We start from the raw sequence: 18,301 nt of genomic DNA on the forward strand, positions 1-18,301 counted from the left end.
TTCGGCGCCGCCTTCCCCGTCACCGCCTCTTCAGACGCGGGGGACCCCGCTGTCACCTGCTCGGCCGACGACTTCTTCTGTGCAGCGGTCTTGACCGCCTTCTTCTTCCCGGGCGCCATGGCGCAACGATGCGTGGCATCGGCCCGGGCGGCGCGCTGAGCAGGGCATTCGGGTCAGCCGGGCGGCCGGCCGCAAACCCGGCGGCGGCACCGGCCGCGCCGCCGTACACTGAGCGGCAGCGAACCGGCGTGGATGGGACGAGTAGCGCCGCACGCAGCCATGAGCGACCCGGGGACGGTGGAAGCCCGGGGGTGTGCGCGGGGTGAAGATCAGCCCGGAGCCGCCGGAAGAAAGCCCGCGGGGGGTGTGCGGTGGCCGCATGGCGGCCGGCGCCGGCCGCCCCGGGTGAGTAGAACCGGCATCGCTGACCCCAATGAGGGGGCGGTGGGAGGTCTCCACCGCCAAGAAGGGTGGTACCGCGGGAGCGCTCCGGCGCCCTCGTCCCTTCGACGGAGCCTGTCCCAGTGTCCGCCGGAGGAATCCCCGATGAGCCCGACCAGCCGCCCGCAGTATCGCCAGGTGCCCGCGCAGGTGGACCTGCCCGCGCTGGAGCACGAGGTGCTCCAGCTGTGGCGCGAGCGCAAGACGTTCGCCCGTTCCGTGGAGCAGACCCGGGGCCTGCCCGACTGGGTCTTCTACGAGGGCCCGCCGACCGCCAACGGCATGCCCGGCGCCCACCACATCGAGGCCCGCGTCTTCAAGGACGTCTTCCCTCGCTTCAAGACCATGCAGGGCCACCATGTGATCCGCAAGGCCGGCTGGGACTGCCACGGCCTGCCGGTGGAGCTCGCGGTGGAGAAGGAGCTGGGCTTCACCGGCAAGCAGGACATCGAGGCGTACGGCATCGCGGAGTTCAACGCCAAGTGCCGAGAGTCGGTGACCCGGCACACCGACGCGTTCGCCGAGCTGACCACCCGGATGGGCTACTGGGTGGACCTGGACAACGCCTACCGCACCATGGACCCGGAGTACGTGGAGTCGGTGTGGTGGTCGCTCCAGCAGATCTTCGACAAGGGCCTGCTGGTGCAGGACTACCGGGTCGCCCCCTGGTGCCCGCGCGACCAGACGGGCCTGTCCGACCACGAGCTGGCGCAAGGCTACGAGACGGTCGTGGACCCGTCGGTCTATGTGCGCTTCCCGCTCACCGGCGGCCCGCTGGCCGGCCGCGCCTCGCTGCTGGTGTGGACGACCACGCCGTGGACGCTGGTGTCCAACACCGCGGTCGCCGCGCACCCGGACGTCACGTACGTCGTCGCCACCGACGGCACCGAGCAGCTGGTCGTCGCCGAGCCGCTGCTGGGCAAGGCGCTCGGCGAGGGCTGGGAGCCGACCGGGGAGAGCTTCACCGGCCGGGAGATGGAGCGCTGGACGTACGAGCGGCCGTTCGCCCTCGTGGACATCCCCGACGCGCATTTCGTGCTCAACGCCGAGTACGTCACGACCGAGGACGGCACCGGCCTGGTGCACCAGTCCCCCGCGTTCGGCGAGGACGACCTCAAGGCGTGCCGCGCGTACGGGCTGCCGGTGGTCAACCCGGTGCGCCGGGACGGCACGTTCGAGCCCGAGGTGCCGCTGGTCGGCGGGGTGTTCTTCAAGAAGGCCGACGAGGCGCTGGTCGCCGAGCTCGCCGCGACCGGCAGGCTCTTCCGGCACGTGCCGTACGAGCACAGCTACCCGCACTGCTGGCGCTGCCACACCGCGCTGCTGTACTACGCGCAGCCGTCCTGGTACATCAGGACCACCGCGGTCAAGGACGCGCTGCTGCGGGAGAACGAGCGCACGAACTGGTACCCGGAGTCCGTCAAGCACGGCCGGTTCGGGGACTGGCTGCACAACAACGTCGACTGGGCGCTGTCGCGCAGCCGCTACTGGGGTACGCCGCTGCCGATCTGGACGTGCGAGGAGGGCCACCTCACGTGCGTGGGCTCGCTCGCCGAGCTGACCGAGCTGACCGGCACCGACCAGTCCGGGCTCGACCCGCACCGGCCGTACATCGACGCGGTCACCTTCCCGTGCGGCACCTGCGGCGGCACCGCGACCCGGGTGCCCGAGGTCATCGACGCCTGGTACGACTCGGGGTCCATGCCGTTCGCGCAGTGGGGCTACCCGTACCGCAACAAGGAGATCTTCGAGCGCACCTACCCGGCGCAGTTCATCTCCGAGGCGATCGACCAGACCCGCGGCTGGTTCTACACGCTGATGGCCGTCGGCACGCTGGTCTTCGACCGGTCCGCGTACGAGAACGTGGTGTGCCTCGGCCACATCCTCGCCGAGGACGGCCGCAAGATGTCCAAGCACCTGGGCAACATCCTGGAGCCGATCCCGCTCATGGACCAGCACGGCGCCGACGCGGTGCGGTGGTTCATGGCCGCGGGCGGGTCGCCGTGGGCGGCGCGCCGGGTCGGGCACGGCACGATCCAGGAGGTGGTGCGCAAGACGCTGCTCACGTACTGGAACACCGTCGCCTTCCAGGCGCTGTACGCCCGCACCTCCGGCTGGGCGCCCTCGGCCGCGGACCCGGCGGTCGCCGACCGGCCGCTGCTGGACCGCTGGCTGCTGGGCGAACTCAACGCGCTGGTGCGGGACATGACCGACGCGCTGGAGGGCTTCGACACCCAGCGGGCCGGCAAGCTGCTGTCGGCGTTCGTCGACGACCTGTCCAACTGGTACGTGCGCAGGTCGCGGCGGCGGTTCTGGCACGGCGACGCGGCGGCGCTGCGCACGCTGCACGACGTGGTCGAGACGGTGACCCGGCTGATGGCGCCGCTGGTGCCGTTCATCACGGAGCGGGTGTGGCAGGACCTGGTGGTGCCGGTGGCGCCGGACGCGCCGGACTCGGTGCACCTGGCGTCGTGGCCGGTCGCCGACGAGGCGCTCGTCGACCCGCGGCTGTCGGCGCGGATGCAGCTGGTGCGGCGGTTGGTGGAGCTGGGCCGGGCGACCCGGGCGGAGTCCGGCGTCAAGACCCGGCAGCCGCTGTCGCGGGCGCTGGTCGCCGCGGCGGGCTTCGAGGACCTGGACGAGGAGCTGCGGGCGCAGATCGCCGAGGAGCTGAACGTCTCGTCGCTGGCGTCGCTGTCCGAGGTGGGCGGCTCGCTGGTGGACGCGAGCGCGAAGGCGAACTTCCGGGTGCTGGGCAAGCGGTTCGGCAAGGGCGTGCAGGCGGTGGCGGCGGCGGTGGCCGCGGCGGACGCGGCGGCGCTGTCCGCGCAGTTGCGTGAGCAGGGGGTGACGTCGGTGGTCGTGGACGGGGAGCCGGTGACGCTCTCGCCGGAGGAGGTCATCGTGACCGAGACCCCGCGCGAGGGCTGGTCGGTGGCCTCCGACTCCGGCGCGACGGTCGCCCTCGACCTGGAGATCACCCCCGAGCTGCGGCGGGCGGGCCTGGCCCGCGATGTCATCCGCCTCGTCCAGGAGGCCCGCAAGCAGTCGGGCCTCGACGTCGCCGACCGCATCGCGGTCCGCTGGTCCACGGACTCCGCGGAGGTTGCGGCGGCGCTCGCGGCTCATGCGGGCTTGATCGCCGAGGAGGTCCTCGCCGTCGAGTTCGCCGAGGGCGCCCCGGCGGAAGGTTACGGCTCCCGGTTCCGCGACGAAGCCCTCTCGCTGACCTTCGCCCTCCGCAAGGCCTGAACCCCCACGGCGCGGACGCTCCCAGCGAGGGCTGCGTCCGCGCCGGACGCCGACCACCAGGGGCGCGGGGTGCGAAAAGGGCCGGGCCTCCTGGGTTGGGTAACCCTGGAGGCCCGGCCCTGAAAAGGTCCAGCGCAGTGGTCAGTTGTCGTCCTCGTCGATGAGGAAGCCGCGCATGGGGGTGGGGGCCTGCTGGAGGGGGGAGGGGCCGCCCTGGGGGCGGACCGGGGCCATGGGCTGGGTCATCGCCGGGGACATCTGCTGCTGGCCGCCGTACGTCGGGCCGGGGGTGTGGCCGCCCATGCCCTGGCCGTTGCCGTACGAGGGCGCCGAGCCGTTGTGGCTCATCGCACCCGCGCCGGCGGGAGCCATCCCGCTCATCCCGTTGCTCATGGAGCCGTTGCCCATGGAGTTGCCCCCCATGGTGCCGCCCATCGCGGACGCGGACGGCAGCGACGGCGCCGGCGCGGTGGTGCGCGGCGGGGCGAGCGAGTCGTCGGCCTGGTTCTCCAGCTGGCGCAGCTGCGACTCCAGGTAGGACTTCAGCCGCGTGCGGTACTCCCGCTCGAAGCCGCGCAGGTCCTCGACCTTGCGCTCCAGCGTGGCGCGGGCGGACTCCAGCGAGCCCATCGCGACGCGGTGCTTCTCCTGGGCGTCCCGCTCCAGCGCGTCGGCCTTGGCGCGGGCGTCCCGCTCCAAGCCCTCGGCGCGGCTGCGTGCTTCACCGACGATCTTGTTGGCCTCGGAGCGCGCCTCGGCGATCGCCTGGTCGGCGGTCTGCTGGGCGAGCGAGAGCACCCGGGCCGCGCTGTCGCCGCCGGGACCCTGCTGCTGCATCGGGTGGCCGGGGCCGGGACCCTGCATCGGGTGCTGGCCCATCGGACCCGGGCCCTGCTGCTGCATCGGGTGCTGGCCCATGGGGCCGGGACCCTGCATCGGGTGCTGGCCCATCGGACCGGGACCCTGCTGCTGCATCGGGTGCTGGCCCATCGGGCCAGGGCCCTGCTGCTGGGCGCTGGGACCGGGCGGCAGCTGCGGCATTCCGCCGCCGTGCCCCTGCTGCTGGGGGGGACCCATCTGCTGGGGCATCTGCTGCTGCACCGGCTGCGGTCCGGATATGGCGGCGGGCACAGGTCGGTCCTGCGGCTCGGGCTTGCGCTGGCTCGCCTGGGCCGCGGCACGGGTCGCCGCGGCCAGCTTGGCCCGCAGGTCCTCGTTCTCGCGGAGCAGCCGGGTCAGTTCGGCCTCCACCTCGTCGAGGAAGGCGTCGACCTCATCCTCGTCATAGCCCTCTCGGAGGCGGACGGTCGTGAACTGCTTGTTCCGAACGTCCTCGGGGGTCAACGGCATCTCTTCACCTCAACGTGATCGTCGACATATCGGGAGCCCACACCGTTCACATGAAGCTCCCAACAACGTAGATCAGGATGTAAACGATGATCATCAGTACGAAGAAGGACAGGTCGAGCGCCACGCCCCCGAGGCGCAGCGGTGGGATGAACCGCCGCAGGAGCTTGAGTGGCGGATCGGTGACAGTGTAGGTGCCCTCCAGGACCACCACCATCGCCTTCCCAGGGTGCCATGAACGGGCGAACTGGAAGACGTAATCCATCACCAATCGGAAAATCAGCACAAAGAGGAAGCAGTACAGCGCGATGTACAGCACCTGGAGTGCGACACTCATCGCGCTTCCCTCTCCCCTGCTTCTCGGCCTGCCGGCCGGTCCCTACGGTTGCGTTCGTTCAGCTCTGGTTGAAGAACCCGCCCTCGGCGATCCGGGCCTTGTCCTCCGCCGTGACATCGACGTTAGCAGGCGAGAGCAGAAAGACCTTCTGCGTCACCCGCTCGATGCTCCCGTGGAGGCCGAAGACCAGACCGGCCGCGAAGTCGACAAGTCGCTTCGCGTCCGTGTCGTCCATCTCCGTCAAGTTCATGATCACCGGGGTGCCTTCGCGGAAGTGTTCCCCGATGGTACGGGCTTCGTTGTAGGTCCGGGGGTGAAGTGTCGTGATCCGGTACGGCTCGCGCTCTGACACGACCTTGGGCATGATCACCGCTGCGTTCTTCTCCAGGCTGTGACGTTCGGGTGTGATGGACGCCACGGGGGCGATCCGCGGTTCGCGGGGTGCGGGAGCGTGGACGAGACGGGGCGGTTCGTCCTGCGGCGGCTGGTGCTGGCTCGGCGGCACGTGCTGGCTGTGCGCCCGGCGGACGGGTCGCTCGGGCTCGACGGCGGCCCGCGCCGGGGGCGCCGCCACCTCGGGCTCGAACTCGTCGTCCGGGTCAAAACCCGGGCCGTCGTACCCGTCGTCCTCCACGAGGCCGAGGTAGACCGCCATCTTGCGCATCGCGCCGGCCATGCTCTGCGTCCTCTCAGCGGGGTTGCGGTCCTCGGCCGCCCCCGGGGGACGGCCGCCACACCATATTTATGCTGTGGTCCGACTTGTTTGGTGACGTTACCGGAGCCCGGGACGGACTCCGAGTACCGCCGTTCCGACGCGTACATGTGTCGCTCCGGCCGTCACCGCTTCGTCGAGGTCCTGGCTCATCCCTGCCGAGACCATGGTGGCAGCCGGATGCGTCTCGCGCAGGCGGGATGAGATTTCCATCAACCGGTCGAAGGCGGCGCGGGGTTGGCCCGCGTACGCTCCGGACAGCGGGGCCACCGTCATCAGCCCGTCGAGCCGCAGCCCGGGGGCCGACGCGAGGGCGTCCGCCAGTGCGGGCACCGCGTCGGGCGCCACCCCGCCGCGCTCCCCGCGGTCGCCCGACTCCGCGTCCAGCGCGACCTGGACCAGGCAACCGATGCGCCGCCCGGCGGCGGTTGCCGCGGACGACAGCGCGCCGACCAGCCGGAGCCGGTCGACGGAGTGCACGTGATCAGCGTAACGGACCACGGAACGCGCCTTGTTGGTCTGCAACTGGCCCACGAAGTGCCAGCTGAGCGGGAGATCGGCGGTCGCCTCGGCCTTGGGCCCGGCCTCCTGGTCGCGGTTCTCGGCGACCTCGCGCACCCCGAGCCCGGCCAGCAGCCGTACGTCGGTGGCCGGGTAGGTCTTGGTGACCACGATGAGGGTCACCTCCTTGCGGTCCCGGCCGGCGGTCGCGCACGCGTCGGCGATGCGCTCCTCCACCCGGGCGAGATTCGCGGCGAGTTGGGCGCCGCGCACCGGGTCACCGGCCGCGCCGTTCATCCGATTCGCCCCGTTTTCCGGGGAGTTGGCGTTCACCGGTCACCGTCCAGCCATACGTAGCCGGCCAGCCGCCCGGTGGTCCGGTCGCGGCGGTACGAGAAGTGGTCGGCGGATTCACGGGTGCACACGGTGGGGCCTTCCACGGCGCGCACTCCGGCGCGCAGCAGTTGCGCGCGCACCCCGGCGGCCACATCGAGCGCCGGCGTGCCCCAGCTGGTCTCGGCGTACGCCGCCCGTTCGACGGACGCGACCTCCTCGCGCAGCGCGGCGGGCACTTCATAGCATTTACCGCATACCGACGGGCCGAGAACGGCGGTGGTCCGGTCCGGATCGGCGCCGAGTGTGATCATCGTCTCAACGACGGCGGTGCCGATCCCGGCGGCCATCCCCGGCCGCCCGGCGTGCGCGGCGGCGGCGACCCCGGCGACCGGGTCGGCGAGCAGCACCGGCACGCAGTCCGCGGTGAGCACCCCGAGGGTGAGGTCGGCGCGGGTGGTGACGAGCGCGTCGACGGCCGGCACGGGCGCGTCGCCCCACGGCCGGTCCACCACCGCGACCTCGCGGCCGTGCACCTGGTTCATCCACACCACCCGGCCCGGGTCGCGGCCCAGTTCCCGGGCGGCCCGCTCGCGGTTGGCGGTGACGGCGGCCGGGTCGTCGCCCACGGCCCCGCCGAGATTGAGGCTGTCGTACGGAACGGCGCTCACCCCGCCCCACCGGTCGGTGAAGGCGAAGTGCGCGCCGTTCGCTGTGCTGCGCTGCCCTATCACGTCCGGGCGGTCACTTCAGGAAGTCGGGGACGTCGAGCTCTTCGGCCGCGGTGTCCTGGTACGGCCGGGCCGGCGGCACCACCGGCGGGGTGACCGGGGTGGCGGCCGGGGTCTCGGCGACCGGCTCGGGCTTGCGCTCGCCGGGGGCCGGGACGCTGCCGAGGCCGTCGAAGGACGGGGCCGGGCGCTGCGGGTCGAGCCGGGCCGGGCCGGCCGGACCCGCGCCGGCGGTACCGGAGTCGTGGCCGGCGTAGGAGGAGCCGCCGAGCACCTTGTCGCGGCTGCCCTTGGCCGGCGGCTGCCCGCCGTCGAAGCCGGCCGCGATCACCGTGACCCGCACCTCGTCGCCGAGGGCGTCGTCGATGACCGCGCCGAAGATGATGTTGGCCTCCGGGTGGGCGGCCTCGCTCACCAGCTGGGCGGCCTCGTTGATCTCGAACAGGCCGAGGTCGGAGCCGCCGGAGATGGACAGCAGCACCCCGCGGGCGCCGTCGATGGACGCCTCCAGCAGCGGCGAGGAGATCGCCATCTCGGCCGCGGCCACGGCCCGGTCGTCACCGCGGGCCGAGCCGATGCCCATCAGCGCCGAACCGGCCTCGGACATCACGGACTTCACATCGGCGAAGTCCAGGTTGATCAGGCCGGGGGTGGTGATGAGGTCGGTGATGCCCTGCACACCGGACAGCAGCACCTGGTCGGCGGAGCGGAACGCGTCCAGCACGCTGACCTGGCGGTCCGAGATGGACAGCAGCCGGTCGTTGGGGATGACGATGAGGGTGTCGACGTTCTCCCGCAGCCCCGCGATGCCGTCCTCCGCCTGGTTGGCGCGGCGGCGGCCCTCGAAGGTGAAGGGGCGGGTGACCACGCCGATGGTCAGGGCGCCGAGCGAGCGGGCGATGTTGGCGACCACGGGGGCGCCGCCGGTGCCGGTGCCGCCGCCCTCGCCCGCGGTGACGAAGACCATGTCGGCGCCCTTGAGCACCTCTTCGATCTCCTCGCGGTGGTCCTCGGCGGCCTTCCGGCCGACATCCGGGTTCGCCCCGGCACCCAGGCCACGGGTCAGCTCCCGGCCGACGTCGAGCTTGACGTCGGCGTCGCTCATCAGCAGGGCCTGTGCATCGGTGTTGATCGCGATGAACTCGACGCCCTTGAGACCGACCTCGATCATCCGGTTGATGGCGTTGACGCCACCGCCGCCGATGCCGACGACCTTGATGACTGCGAGGTAGTTCTGCGGTGCTGCCACGTCGAAGGCCTCTCGCCTCGATTTACGAAGTGTGTGGGACGGTCGGTACGCTCGCCGGGCCGCTCCGAACCCTGACCCTGAGGTTTAGGGTTACCAGTATGCCTGTCCCATGTGTTCCTTTGGGACGAGACACTAAGTCGACAAGCGGTGCAGGTTCAACGAACACGCCGAACCTCCGGTTTTTCTTTTGACCCTATGTGATCACGCCGGGCCCAAGTGAACCAGGGGTCGAATACTAGCGAAGCGGACGTCCCGCTCACGTCAACTTCCCGACGCCGCAGGGGCGGTGGGGGCGCTGACGTCGTAGTGCGTGGCGTCCGGCTCAGCCTTCATCAGCGCGGTGAGCACCTGGGCCTTGGTGGCGCTGTCGTCCTGACTCCCCCACATGACGTCCTTGCCGCCGGTGAGTTCGATCGTGACGGCGTCGTAGGAACGCACCTTGATCGCGGTCGCGTGACCGGCCAGCGAATCCGGCAGCCGGCCCGCGACGGTAATCGCGGCCTGCAGCAGTCTTTTTGTTCCGAAATGCCGAAAGCTCGCCGTCTGATCCGGCGTCAATTCCAGCAGCGGCACCCCGGTCGGCCGCCGGTCCACGGTGGCGAACCGGACGCCTTCCCGGTCCACTTCGACGAACTTCCCGCCGCTTTTCAGTACGGCCGACGGTTCGCGTTCGGTGACGTCGATCCGGACGGTGTGCGGCCAGGACCGGTGCACCCGCGCGTCCTTCAGCCGGGGCAGCGCCTTGAGCAGCCGCTTCCTGACCGCCCCGGTGTCGACGGAGACCAGCGCCCCGCCCAGCGGCACCGCGGCGGCCCGGGTGATCTGCGCGCCGGTCAGCGCGCCGGCCCCGCGCACGCTCACCGTGTCCGCGCGCAGCCACGGGGAGCCGTACACCACCCAGGTGCCGCCGCCGAGCAGCACGGTGAGCGCGACGAGCACCAGCAGCGCGATCCGCCGGGCCCGCACGGTCAGCCGCGGGGCGCCGCCGCCCGCCCCGGGCGCGCGCCCCGCGGGCGACGGCACCCGGGGGCGAGCGCCCGCGCGCTGCCCGGGTCGGGCTCCGGTACCGGCACCGGGTCCTGTCACGTCGGCCTCCCGTTGGTTGACGCCCGCCGGGTGTCTATCGTGCCCGGCGGGCGCCCACCGCCTCGTACACCATGCCGACGAGCAGGTCGTCGGCGTCCCTGCGGCCGAACTCGGCAGCGGCGCGGGACATGTCGTAGAGGCGGTGCGGGTCGGTGAGCACCGGCAGGACGTTGCCGAGCACCCACTCCGGGGTCAGTTCCGCGTCGTCGACCAGCAGTCCGCCGCCGGCCTTGACCAGCGGCTGGGCGTTGAGCCGCTGTTCGCCGTTGCCGATCGGCAGCGGCACGTACGCGGCGGGCAGTCCCACCGCGGACAGCTCCGCGACGGTCATGGCGCCGGCCCGGCAGAGCATCATGTCGGCGGCGGCGTAGGCGAGATCCATCCGGTCGACGTAGCTGACCGGGCGATACGGCGGCATGCCGGGCATATTGTCGGCCTTGGGCAGTTCGTTCTTGGGGCCGACCGCGTGCAGGATCTGCACCCCGGACTGCTGGAGCCGGGGCGCGACGGTGGCGATGACCTCGTTGAGCCGGCGGGCGCCCTGCGAGCCGCCGGAGACCAGCAGCGTCGGCAGGTTCTGGTCCAGCCCGAAGGCGTGCCGGGCCTCGGGGCGGGCCGCGGCGCGGTCCAGGGTGGCGATGGAGCGGCGCAGCGGGATGCCGATGTAGCGGGCGTCGCGCAGCTTGCTGTCGGGCGTGGAGACGGCCACCGCGTGGGCGTAGCGCGAGCCGATCTTGTTGGCCAGGCCCGGCCGGGCGTTGGCCTCGTGCACCACGATGGGCACGCCGAGCCGCTTGGCGGCCAGGTAGCCGGGCAGCGCGACGTAACCGCCGAAGCCCACCACGCAGTCGGCCTTGGTGCGCTCCAGGATCTGCTCGGCGGCCTTGATGGTGCCGCGCAGCCGGCCCGGCACGGTGATCAGCTCGGGGGTGGGCCGGCGCGGCAGCGGCACGGCCGGGATGAGGGCCAGTTCGTAGCCGCGCTCGGGTACGAGCCTGGTCTCCAGGCCCCTCTCGGTGCCGAGGGCGGTGACGCCCACGGTCGGGTCCTGCCTGCGCAGGGCATCGGCGAGCGCGAGCGCAGGCTCGATGTGGCCGGCGGTCCCCCCGCCGGCGAGTACGACATGCACCGAAATTCACCGCTCTCCGGACGGCCGTCGGGAGACGTACCGTCGCATCGTCCGTGTCATTGCCCGGCCCGGATTTCTCCGCCCGTTCCGCCCCCGCACGGCCAGCGCGGCCCGGGCCGCCGGCTCGCTCTTGGCGAAGGAGATCAGCAGCCCGATCGCGAACATCGTCGGCAGGAGGGCCGAACCTCCGTAGGAGAACAGCGGGAGCGGGACGCCGGCGATCGGCAGCAGGCCGAGCACCGCACCGATGTTGACCACGGCCTGGGCCGTGATCCAGGTGGTCACGCCACCCGCTGCGAACCTGACGAAAGGGTCTTCCGTCCGACCGGCCACGCGGATACCCGCGTAGCCTAGTGCCGCGAAGAGGGCGAGCACCGACAGTGTCCCCGCCAGGCCCAGTTCCTCCCCCGTCACGGCGAAGATGAAGTCCGTGTGCGGCTCGGGCAGTTCGCCCCATTTCTCCACGCTCGCCCCGAGTCCCGAGCCGAACCAGCCGCCGGAGGCCAGGGCGTAGATGCCGTGCACGGCCTGCCAGCAGCCGTTGCCGGGGTCGGAGGCGGCGATGCAGTGCAGCCGGTCCATCCGGTTGGAGCTGGTGACGATCGCCAGGCCCGCGAGCGCGCCCGCGCCGCCCAGCACGCCGGCGAACAGCCGGGTGGGGGCGCCGGCCAGCCACAGCATGCCGAACAGGATCGCGGTGAGGATCATGGTGGTGCCCATGTCGCCGCCGAGCATGATGAGCCCGAGCAGCAGCACGGTGACCGGCACGAGCGGCACGAGCAGGTGCTTCCACTGCACGAGCAGGCCCTTGTCGCCCTTGCGGGCCAGCAGGTCGGCGCCCCACAGCACCAGGGCGAGCTTGCCGAACTCGCTGGGCTGGATCTGGAACGGGCCGCCGATCGAGATCCAGTTGGTGTTGCCGTTGACCGACTCCCCTATCCCCGGCACCTGCACCAGGCACATCAGGAACACCGAGCCCGCCAGCAGCGGGTACGCCAGCGCGCGGTGCAGCCGCACCGGCATCCGCGAGGCGGCGTAGAGCAGCACCGAGCCGATCGCGACGGCGAGCAGCTGCTTGCGGAAGTAGTACGTGGACGGCAGCCCGTAGCGCAGCGCCTGGATCATCGAGGCGGAGTAGACCATGACCAGGCCGAGCAGGGTGATGAGCGCGCTGCCGCCCAGGATGACGTAATACGCCGTGAGCGGCCGGTCCCACGCCTCCCGCAGCCGTCCCGGCAACCGCGCCGCGGCCCGCAGCGCGGGCGGCGCGACGGCCGGCCGGCCGGGTTGGCGGGGCCGCCTCGGCGGCGCCGGCGCCGGGCGCCCGGCGCCGGGGACCGGGCCGCGGGGCCGGACGGGGCGGGCGTCCTGCCCCGCGGGCTGCCGCCCGCCGGACCGCCCGGCGCCGGGGGCGCGGGGGTGGGGGCGGGCGGGGTCGGTGGGACGGGAGCCGGGTGCGGTCATGGGTGCCCTCCGTCGGTGCGGTCGCGCCGCGGGCCGCGGCGGCCAGGGCGTGGAGTGCGGGCCCCCCGCGCACCGGCCGGGGGCCCGCACCACACCCTAGGAGCGCTCCGCGGGGTCCGGCAGGGCGGCGCGTACCGCGTCGGCGAACATCTCGCCGCGCTGGTTGTAGTTGCTGAACATGTCCATCGAGGCGCACGCGGGCGCCAGCAGGACGGTGTCGCCCGGCACGGCCAACTCCCGTGCCGCGGTGACGGCCGCGGACATCGCCCCAGTGTCGGTCCGTTCCAGGTCCACCACCGGCACCTCGGGCGCGTGTCGCGCCAGAGCCTCACGGATCAGCGCGCGGTCCGCGCCCATCAGCACCGCCGCGCGCAGCCGGCCGGCCGCCGCCCGCACCAGCTCGTCGAACCGGGCGCCCTTGGCGAGGCCGCCGGCGATCCACACGACGTGCTCGTACGCGGTCAGCGACGCCTGCGCGGCATGGGGGTTGGTGGCCTTGGAGTCGTCCACGTACCGCACGCCGTCCCGTTCGGCGACCTCCGCGATGCGGTGGGCGTCCGGCCGGAAGGCCCGCAGCCCGTCCCGTACCGCGGCCGGCGGCACACCGTAGGCGCGGGCGAGGGCCGCGGCGGCGAGCGCGTTGGCGACGTTGTGCGGGGCGAGCGGCTGGACGTCGCTGACCTCCGCCAGCTCCTGGGCGCGCTCCCGGCGCTCGGGCACGAACGCCCGGTCGACCAGCAGGCCGTCCACGACGCCCAGTTCCGACATCCGCGGCGCCTGGAGGGTGAAGCCGATCGCCCGGCAGCCCTCCTCGACGTCCGCCTCCTCGACGAGCTTCTCGGTCGCCGGGTCCGCGGTGTTGTAGACGCACGCGACCTGGTTGCCGTGGAAGACACGGCCCTTGTCCGCGGCGTACGCCGCCATCGAGCCGTGCCAGTCCAGGTGGTCGGGCGCGAGGTTGAGCACCGCGGCGGAGTGCGGGCGGATGCCCGGCGCCCAGTGCAGCTGGTAGCTGGACAGCTCCACGGCGAGCACGTCGTACGTCTGCTCGCCGAGCACCGCGTCCAGCAGCGAGACGCCGATGTTGCCGACGGCGGCGGTCCGCAGGCCCGCCGCGGTGAGGATCGCGGCGAGCATCCGGGTCGTGGTGGTCTTGCCGTTGGTGCCGGTCACCGCGAGCCAGGGCGCGGCGTCCGGGCCGCGCAGCCGCCACGCCAGCTCCACGTCGCCGATGACCTCGACGCCGGCCTTCGCGGCGGCGGCGAACAGCGGGCTCGACGGCTTCCAGCCGGGCGCGGTCACGACCAGCTCGGTGCCCTCGGGGAGGGCCGCGGCGGCGCCGTCGCCGAGCCGGACGGTGATGCCCAGCGCCTCCAGCTCGGCGGCCTCGGCAAGCTGCCGCTCCCCCGCGGTGCCGTTGACGACGGTGACCCGGGCGCCGAGGCCGTGCAGCGCCCTGGCCGCGGGCACGCCGGACACCCCGAGCCCGGCGACGGTGACCGCCAGGCCGCGGAACTGCTCGCCCGCGGGCGTGCCCGCGCCCGTCACGAGGCGGCCACCCAGGCGGCGTAGAAGATGCCCAGCCCCACCGCCATGCACATGCCCTGGACGATCCAGAACCGGACCACGACCAGGACCTCGCTCCAGCCCTTGAGCTCGAAGTGGTGCTGGAGCGGTGCCATGCGGAAGACCCGCTTGCCGGTGAGCCGGAACGAGCCGACCTGGATCACGACCGACATCGTGATGATCACGAACAGGCCGCCGAGGATCGCCAGCAGCAGCTCGGTGCGCGAGCAGATCGCGAGCCCCGCGAGCGCGCCGCCGAGCGCGAGCGAGCCGGTGTCGCCCATGAAGATCTTCGCCGGCGAGGTGTTCCACCACAGGAAGCCGAAACACGCGCCCATCAAGGCCGCCGACACCACCGCGAGGTCGAGCGGGTCGCGTACCTCGTAGCACGCGCCGTTCGCGCTGACCTGGGCGCCGCACCACTGGCCGTACTGCCACACGCCGATGACGGTGTAGGCGGCGAAGGCCATCACCGAGGCGCCGGTGGCCAGGCCGTCGAGGCCGTCGGTGAGGTTCACGCCGTTGGACATCGCCAGGATCATGAACAGCGCCCACACCACGAAGATGACCGGGCCGATCGACCAGCCGAAGTCGGTGGTGAAGGACAGCTTGGTCGAGGCCGGCGTCTGGTTGCGGGAGTCCGCGAAGTTCAGCGACAGCACCGCGAAGGCGATGCCGACGATGAGCTGCCCCGCCATCTTCGCCTTGGCCCGCAGGCCCAGGCTGCGCTGCTTGACGATCTTGATGTAGTCGTCCAGGAAGCCCACCAGGCCGAGCCCGGTGGTCAGGAACAGCACCAGCAGCCCGGACACGCTCGGCCGGTCGCCGGTGATCAGCTTGGTCACCGCGTACGCGATCAGGGTCGCCAGGATGAACGCGATACCGCCCATGGTGGGCGTGCCCCGCTTGCTGTGGTGGGCCTGCGGGCCGTCGTCGCGGATCATCTGGCCGTACCCCTTGCGGGCCAGCAGCCGGATCAGCAGCGGGGTGCCGATCAGCGACAGGAACAGACCGAGAACCCCGGAGACGAGGATCTGCTTCATCGCGCGGCACCCTCGCGTGCCGCCGTACCGCCCAGGCCGTCCTCGGTCAGCGCCAGGGCGACGGCCTCCAGGCCGACCGACCTGGATGCCTTCACCAGCACGACGTCACCCGGCCGCAGCTCTGCGCGCAACAGGTCGATCGCCGCCTCTGCGTCGGACACGTGCACCGACTCCTCACCCCACGAACCCTCGTTATAGGCGCCCATCTGCAGCCACGCGGCTTCCTGGCCGCCCACGCAGACGAGCTTGCTGATGTTGAGCCGGACGGCCAGCCGCCCCACCGCGTCGTGCTCGGCAAGCGCTTCTCCGCCCAGTTCGGCCATCTTTCCCAGCACCGCCCACGTCCGTCCCCCCCGGGTGTGCGCCGACCTGCCCATCGCGGCGAGTGCGCGCAGGGCCGCCCGCATGGATTCGGGGTTCGCGTTGTAGGCGTCGTTGACGACCGTCACGCCGTCGGGGCGCTCGGTCACCTCCATCCGCCAGTGCGACAACGGCTCCGACTCGGAGAGCGCGGAGGCGATCTCCCCTGCGGGCATGCCGAGTTCACTGGCGACGGCGGCTGCGGCGAGCGCGTTCGACACGTGGTGCTCACCGTACAGGCGCAAGGTCACGTCGGCGCACCCGGTGGGTGTTCGCAGGGCGAAGACGGCCTGACCGCGGTCGTTGAGGTGCACGCCGGTGGCCCGTACGTCGGCCTGCTCGCTCTCCCCGAACAGCACGACCCTGGCCTTGGTACGGTCGGCCATCGCGCGCACCAGCGGGTCGTCGGCGTTGAGCACGGCCACGCCGCCGGCGTGCGCGTCCGGCAGCGACTCGACCATCTCGCCCTTGGCCTGGGCGATCTGCTCCTTGCCGCCGAACTCGCCGATGTGGGCGCTGCCGACGTTCAGCACCATCCCGATCCGCGGCGGGGTGAGCCCGGTCAGGTAGGCGATGTGGCCGATTCCGCGGGCGCCCATCTCCAGCACCAGGTGCCGGGTGCCCTCGTCGGCCCGCAGCGCGGTGAGCGGCAGCCCGATCTCGTTGTTGAGCGACCCGGGGGTGTAGACGGTCGGGCCGAGGCGCTCCAGGAGCTGGGCGAGCATGTCCTTGGTGCTGGTCTTGCCGGCCGAGCCGGTGAGCGCCACCACGGTCGTGCCGAGCCGCTCGATGACGTGCCGGGCCAGCGCCCCGAGCGCGGCCTGGACGTCGTCGACGACGATCGCGGGCACGCCGAGCGGGCGGGCCGCGAGCACCGCGACCGCGCCGGCGGCGACCGCGCCCGGCGCGAAGTCGTGCCCGTCGACGCGCTCGCCGGCGAAGGCGACGAACAGCGCGCCGGGCACGACCTCCCGGGAGTCGTGGACGACCGGCCCGGTCACCGTGAGCGCGTCGTCCGGTATGTCGTGGGTGCTCCCGCCGACCGCGCGGGCGACCTCGGCGAGGGAAAGGGGGATCACGATGCCTTCCGGTCCTTCTCGATCGCGGCGCGCAGCACCTCTCGGTCGTCGAACGGGCGCACCTCACCGGCGATGTCCTGGCCCTGCTCATGGCCCTTGCCGGCGACCAGCACCACGTCGCCCGGCTGGGCCTGCGCCACCGCGGCGGCGACCGCGGCGGCCCGGTCGGGCTCGACCACGACATGGCCGCGCTGCTCGGCGGGCACCTCGGCGGCGCCGGCGAGCATGGCGCTGAGGATCGCCAGCGGGTCCTCCGAGCGCGGGTTGTCCGACGTCAGGACGGCGGTGTCGGCGAGCCTGGCCAGCGCCGCGCCCATCGGCCCACGCTTGGTGGCGTCCCGGTCGCCGCCGCAGCCCAGCACGGCGTGGATCCGGCCGCGGGTCGTGGTGCGCAGCGCCCGCAGCACCGACTCGACGGCGTCCGTCTTGTGCGCGTAGTCCACGACGGCCAGATACGGCTGCCCGGCGTCCACCCGCTCCAGCCGCCCGGGCACCCCCGGCACCGCCGCGACGCCCTCGGCGGCGGTGTGCGGGTCGAGCCCGGCGGCGGCCAGCGCGGTGATCGCGGCGAGGGTGTTGGCGACGTTGAAGGGCCCGGGCAGCGGCGCGGTCGCGGCGAACCGCTCGCCCTTGGGGCCGACGACGGTGAAGGTGCTGGTCATCAGGTCGGCCCGGACGTCCTCGGCGCGCCAGTCGGCGTCCAGGCTGCCCTGCGCGGAGTACGTCACGAGCGGCACGGTGGCCTCGGCGACCAGCCGGCGGCCGTACGCGTCGTCGAGGTTGACCACGCCGAGGCGGCTGCGGCGCGGGGTGAACAGCTGCGCCTTGGCCTGGAAGTAGTCCTCCATGCCGGAGTGGAACTCCATGTGCTCCGGGCTGAGGTTGGTGAAGACGGCGACGTCGAAGACCGCGCCGTCCACCCGGCCGAGGACCAGGGCGTGGCTGGAGACCTCCATGACGACCGCGCCGACACCGCGTTCGCGCATCACCGCGAACAGCGCCTGGAGGTCGGTGGCCTCCGGGGTGGTGCGCTCGCTCTTGACGCGCTCCTCGCCGATCCGGGTCTCGACGGTGCCGATGAGCCCGGTGGGGGCGTGGACAGCGGCCCGCAGCCCGCCGTCGACGAGGTAGGACGTGGTGGTCTTGCCGGAGGTGCCGGTGATGCCGATCCGCAAGGTGGTGTCGCCGGGCGCGCCGTAGACGGCGGCGGCCAGGCCGCCCATCACGGCCCGGGGGTCGGGGACGGCCAGCACGGGCAGCCCGGTGGCGGCGGCGCGCTCGGCGCCCGCGGGGTCGGTCAGTACGGCTGCGGCGCCCGCCTGCGCGGCCTGTGCGGCGAAGTCGGCGCCGTGGAAGCGGGCGCCGGGGAGGGCCGCGTACAGGTCGCCGGGGCGGACCGCGCGCGAGTCGTGGGTGATGCCGGTGACCGCGGTGTCACCGCCGGGGTCCGGCACGTCGAGCCGCCGGGCGAGGTCCGCCAGCGGTGTGGGGCGGACCCGCGACGGGCGCGGTGCGCCCGGGGGGCTGAGGGTGGCTTGATCAGGGTTGGGCACGGCGGTGAGGTTACCGGCCCGGCCGGGCTCCGGGCCAAAACGGGCCGGGCGCGGGCGCCGCGGGTCGCGGGTGCCGTGGGGTGGGCGGCCGTGCTGGTCACGGTCGGTGCGTGGCATG

General features: G+C 72.8%; 14 protein-coding genes. 1 reads left to right on the forward strand and 13 read right to left on the reverse strand.

Annotation, left to right across the window (positions count from 1 at the left end; translation table 11 throughout):
* The first annotated feature begins 546 nt into the window (after window positions 1–546).
* Window positions 547–3,693, forward strand: coding sequence for an isoleucine--tRNA ligase (ileS, locus tag HCN08_RS15775; protein ID WP_167983707.1), 3,147 nt, complete (start codon window positions 547–549; stop codon window positions 3,691–3,693).
* A 141-nt stretch (window positions 3,694–3,834) separates the two neighbouring features.
* On the opposite strand, the gene HCN08_RS15780 is transcribed toward ileS, so the two are convergent.
* From HCN08_RS15780 to HCN08_RS15840, 13 genes are all read right to left on the reverse strand, one after another.
* The gene (locus HCN08_RS15780; RefSeq protein WP_167983708.1) at window positions 3,835–5,043 is read right to left on the reverse strand and encodes a DivIVA domain-containing protein; all 1,209 of its coding nucleotides are present in this window, start codon (window positions 5,041–5,043) and stop codon (window positions 3,835–3,837) included.
* Between the two features lie 46 nt (window positions 5,044–5,089).
* Entirely contained in the window at window positions 5,090–5,377 is a 288-nt protein-coding gene (locus HCN08_RS15785; RefSeq protein ID WP_033172393.1) for a YggT family protein, read from the reverse strand.
* Window positions 5,378–5,435: 58 nt separating this feature from the next.
* Entirely contained in the window at window positions 5,436–6,053 is a 618-nt protein-coding gene (locus tag HCN08_RS15790; protein WP_167983709.1) for a cell division protein SepF, read from the reverse strand.
* Window positions 6,054–6,149: 96 nt separating this feature from the next.
* Window positions 6,150–6,887 carry a YggS family pyridoxal phosphate-dependent enzyme gene (locus HCN08_RS15795; protein WP_167983710.1) on the reverse strand — a complete coding sequence of 246 codons (738 nt, stop codon included), beginning with the start codon at window positions 6,885–6,887 and terminating at the stop codon, window positions 6,150–6,152.
* Window positions 6,888–6,919: 32 nt separating this feature from the next.
* Window positions 6,920–7,657, reverse strand: coding sequence for a peptidoglycan editing factor PgeF (gene pgeF / locus HCN08_RS15800; RefSeq protein WP_167983711.1), 738 nt, complete (start codon window positions 7,655–7,657; stop codon window positions 6,920–6,922).
* Window positions 7,658–7,667: 10 nt separating this feature from the next.
* Window positions 7,668–8,903: a cell division protein FtsZ gene (gene ftsZ / locus HCN08_RS15805; RefSeq protein ID WP_167983712.1), complete on the reverse strand. Its 1,236-nt coding sequence runs from the start codon at window positions 8,901–8,903 to the stop codon at window positions 7,668–7,670.
* Between the two features lie 261 nt (window positions 8,904–9,164).
* Complete coding sequence (locus HCN08_RS15810; RefSeq protein WP_167983713.1) at window positions 9,165–9,989, reverse strand: FtsQ-type POTRA domain-containing protein; 825 nt, start codon at window positions 9,987–9,989, stop codon at window positions 9,165–9,167.
* Between the two features lie 34 nt (window positions 9,990–10,023).
* Complete coding sequence (murG, locus tag HCN08_RS15815) at window positions 10,024–11,118, reverse strand: undecaprenyldiphospho-muramoylpentapeptide beta-N-acetylglucosaminyltransferase (protein WP_167983714.1); 1,095 nt, start codon at window positions 11,116–11,118, stop codon at window positions 10,024–10,026.
* A gap of 6 nt (window positions 11,119–11,124) precedes the next feature.
* Window positions 11,125–12,582: a putative lipid II flippase FtsW gene (ftsW, locus tag HCN08_RS15820; RefSeq protein WP_167983715.1), complete on the reverse strand. Its 1,458-nt coding sequence runs from the start codon at window positions 12,580–12,582 to the stop codon at window positions 11,125–11,127.
* A 96-nt stretch (window positions 12,583–12,678) separates the two neighbouring features.
* A complete protein-coding gene (gene murD / locus HCN08_RS15825) occupies window positions 12,679–14,130 on the reverse strand; it encodes a UDP-N-acetylmuramoyl-L-alanine--D-glutamate ligase (RefSeq protein ID WP_167983716.1) in 1,452 nt (483 codons plus the stop codon).
* A complete protein-coding gene (gene mraY / locus HCN08_RS15830; protein ID WP_167983717.1) occupies window positions 14,127–15,191 on the reverse strand; it encodes a phospho-N-acetylmuramoyl-pentapeptide-transferase in 1,065 nt (354 codons plus the stop codon). The genes murD and mraY overlap by 4 nt, the downstream gene beginning before the upstream one ends.
* Window positions 15,188–16,630 carry a UDP-N-acetylmuramoyl-tripeptide--D-alanyl-D-alanine ligase gene (locus tag HCN08_RS15835; RefSeq protein ID WP_167983718.1) on the reverse strand — a complete coding sequence of 481 codons (1,443 nt, stop codon included), beginning with the start codon at window positions 16,628–16,630 and terminating at the stop codon, window positions 15,188–15,190. Before HCN08_RS15835 ends, mraY begins: the two co-directional genes overlap by 4 nt.
* Window positions 16,627–18,300, reverse strand: coding sequence for a UDP-N-acetylmuramoyl-L-alanyl-D-glutamate--2,6-diaminopimelate ligase (locus tag HCN08_RS15840; RefSeq protein WP_167983719.1), 1,674 nt, complete (start codon window positions 18,298–18,300; stop codon window positions 16,627–16,629). Before HCN08_RS15840 ends, HCN08_RS15835 begins: the two co-directional genes overlap by 4 nt.
* Between the last annotated feature and the right edge of the window lies 1 nt (window position 18,301).

The sequence above is a fragment of the Actinacidiphila epipremni genome, from assembly GCF_012034175.1.
Classification (GTDB): Bacteria; Actinomycetota; Actinomycetes; order Streptomycetales; family Streptomycetaceae; genus Actinacidiphila; species Actinacidiphila epipremni.

Coding starts and splice junctions, on each gene's coding strand:
- ileS (WP_167983707.1), top strand. CDS start 547: ATGAGCCCGACCAGCCGCCCGCAGTATCGCCAGGTGCCCGCGCAGGTG.
- HCN08_RS15780 (WP_167983708.1), bottom strand. CDS start 5,043: ATGCCGTTGACCCCCGAGGACGTTCGGAACAAGCAGTTCACGACCGTC.
- HCN08_RS15785 (WP_033172393.1), bottom strand. CDS start 5,377: ATGAGTGTCGCACTCCAGGTGCTGTACATCGCGCTGTACTGCTTCCTC.
- HCN08_RS15790 (WP_167983709.1), bottom strand. CDS start 6,053: ATGGCCGGCGCGATGCGCAAGATGGCGGTCTACCTCGGCCTCGTGGAG.
- HCN08_RS15795 (WP_167983710.1), bottom strand. CDS start 6,887: ATGAACGGCGCGGCCGGTGACCCGGTGCGCGGCGCCCAACTCGCCGCG.
- ftsW (WP_167983715.1), bottom strand. CDS start 12,582: ATGACCGCACCCGGCTCCCGTCCCACCGACCCCGCCCGCCCCCACCCC.
- mraY (WP_167983717.1), bottom strand. CDS start 15,191: ATGAAGCAGATCCTCGTCTCCGGGGTTCTCGGTCTGTTCCTGTCGCTG.
- HCN08_RS15840 (WP_167983719.1), bottom strand. CDS start 18,300: ATGCCACGCACCGACCGTGACCAGCACGGCCGCCCACCCCACGGCACC.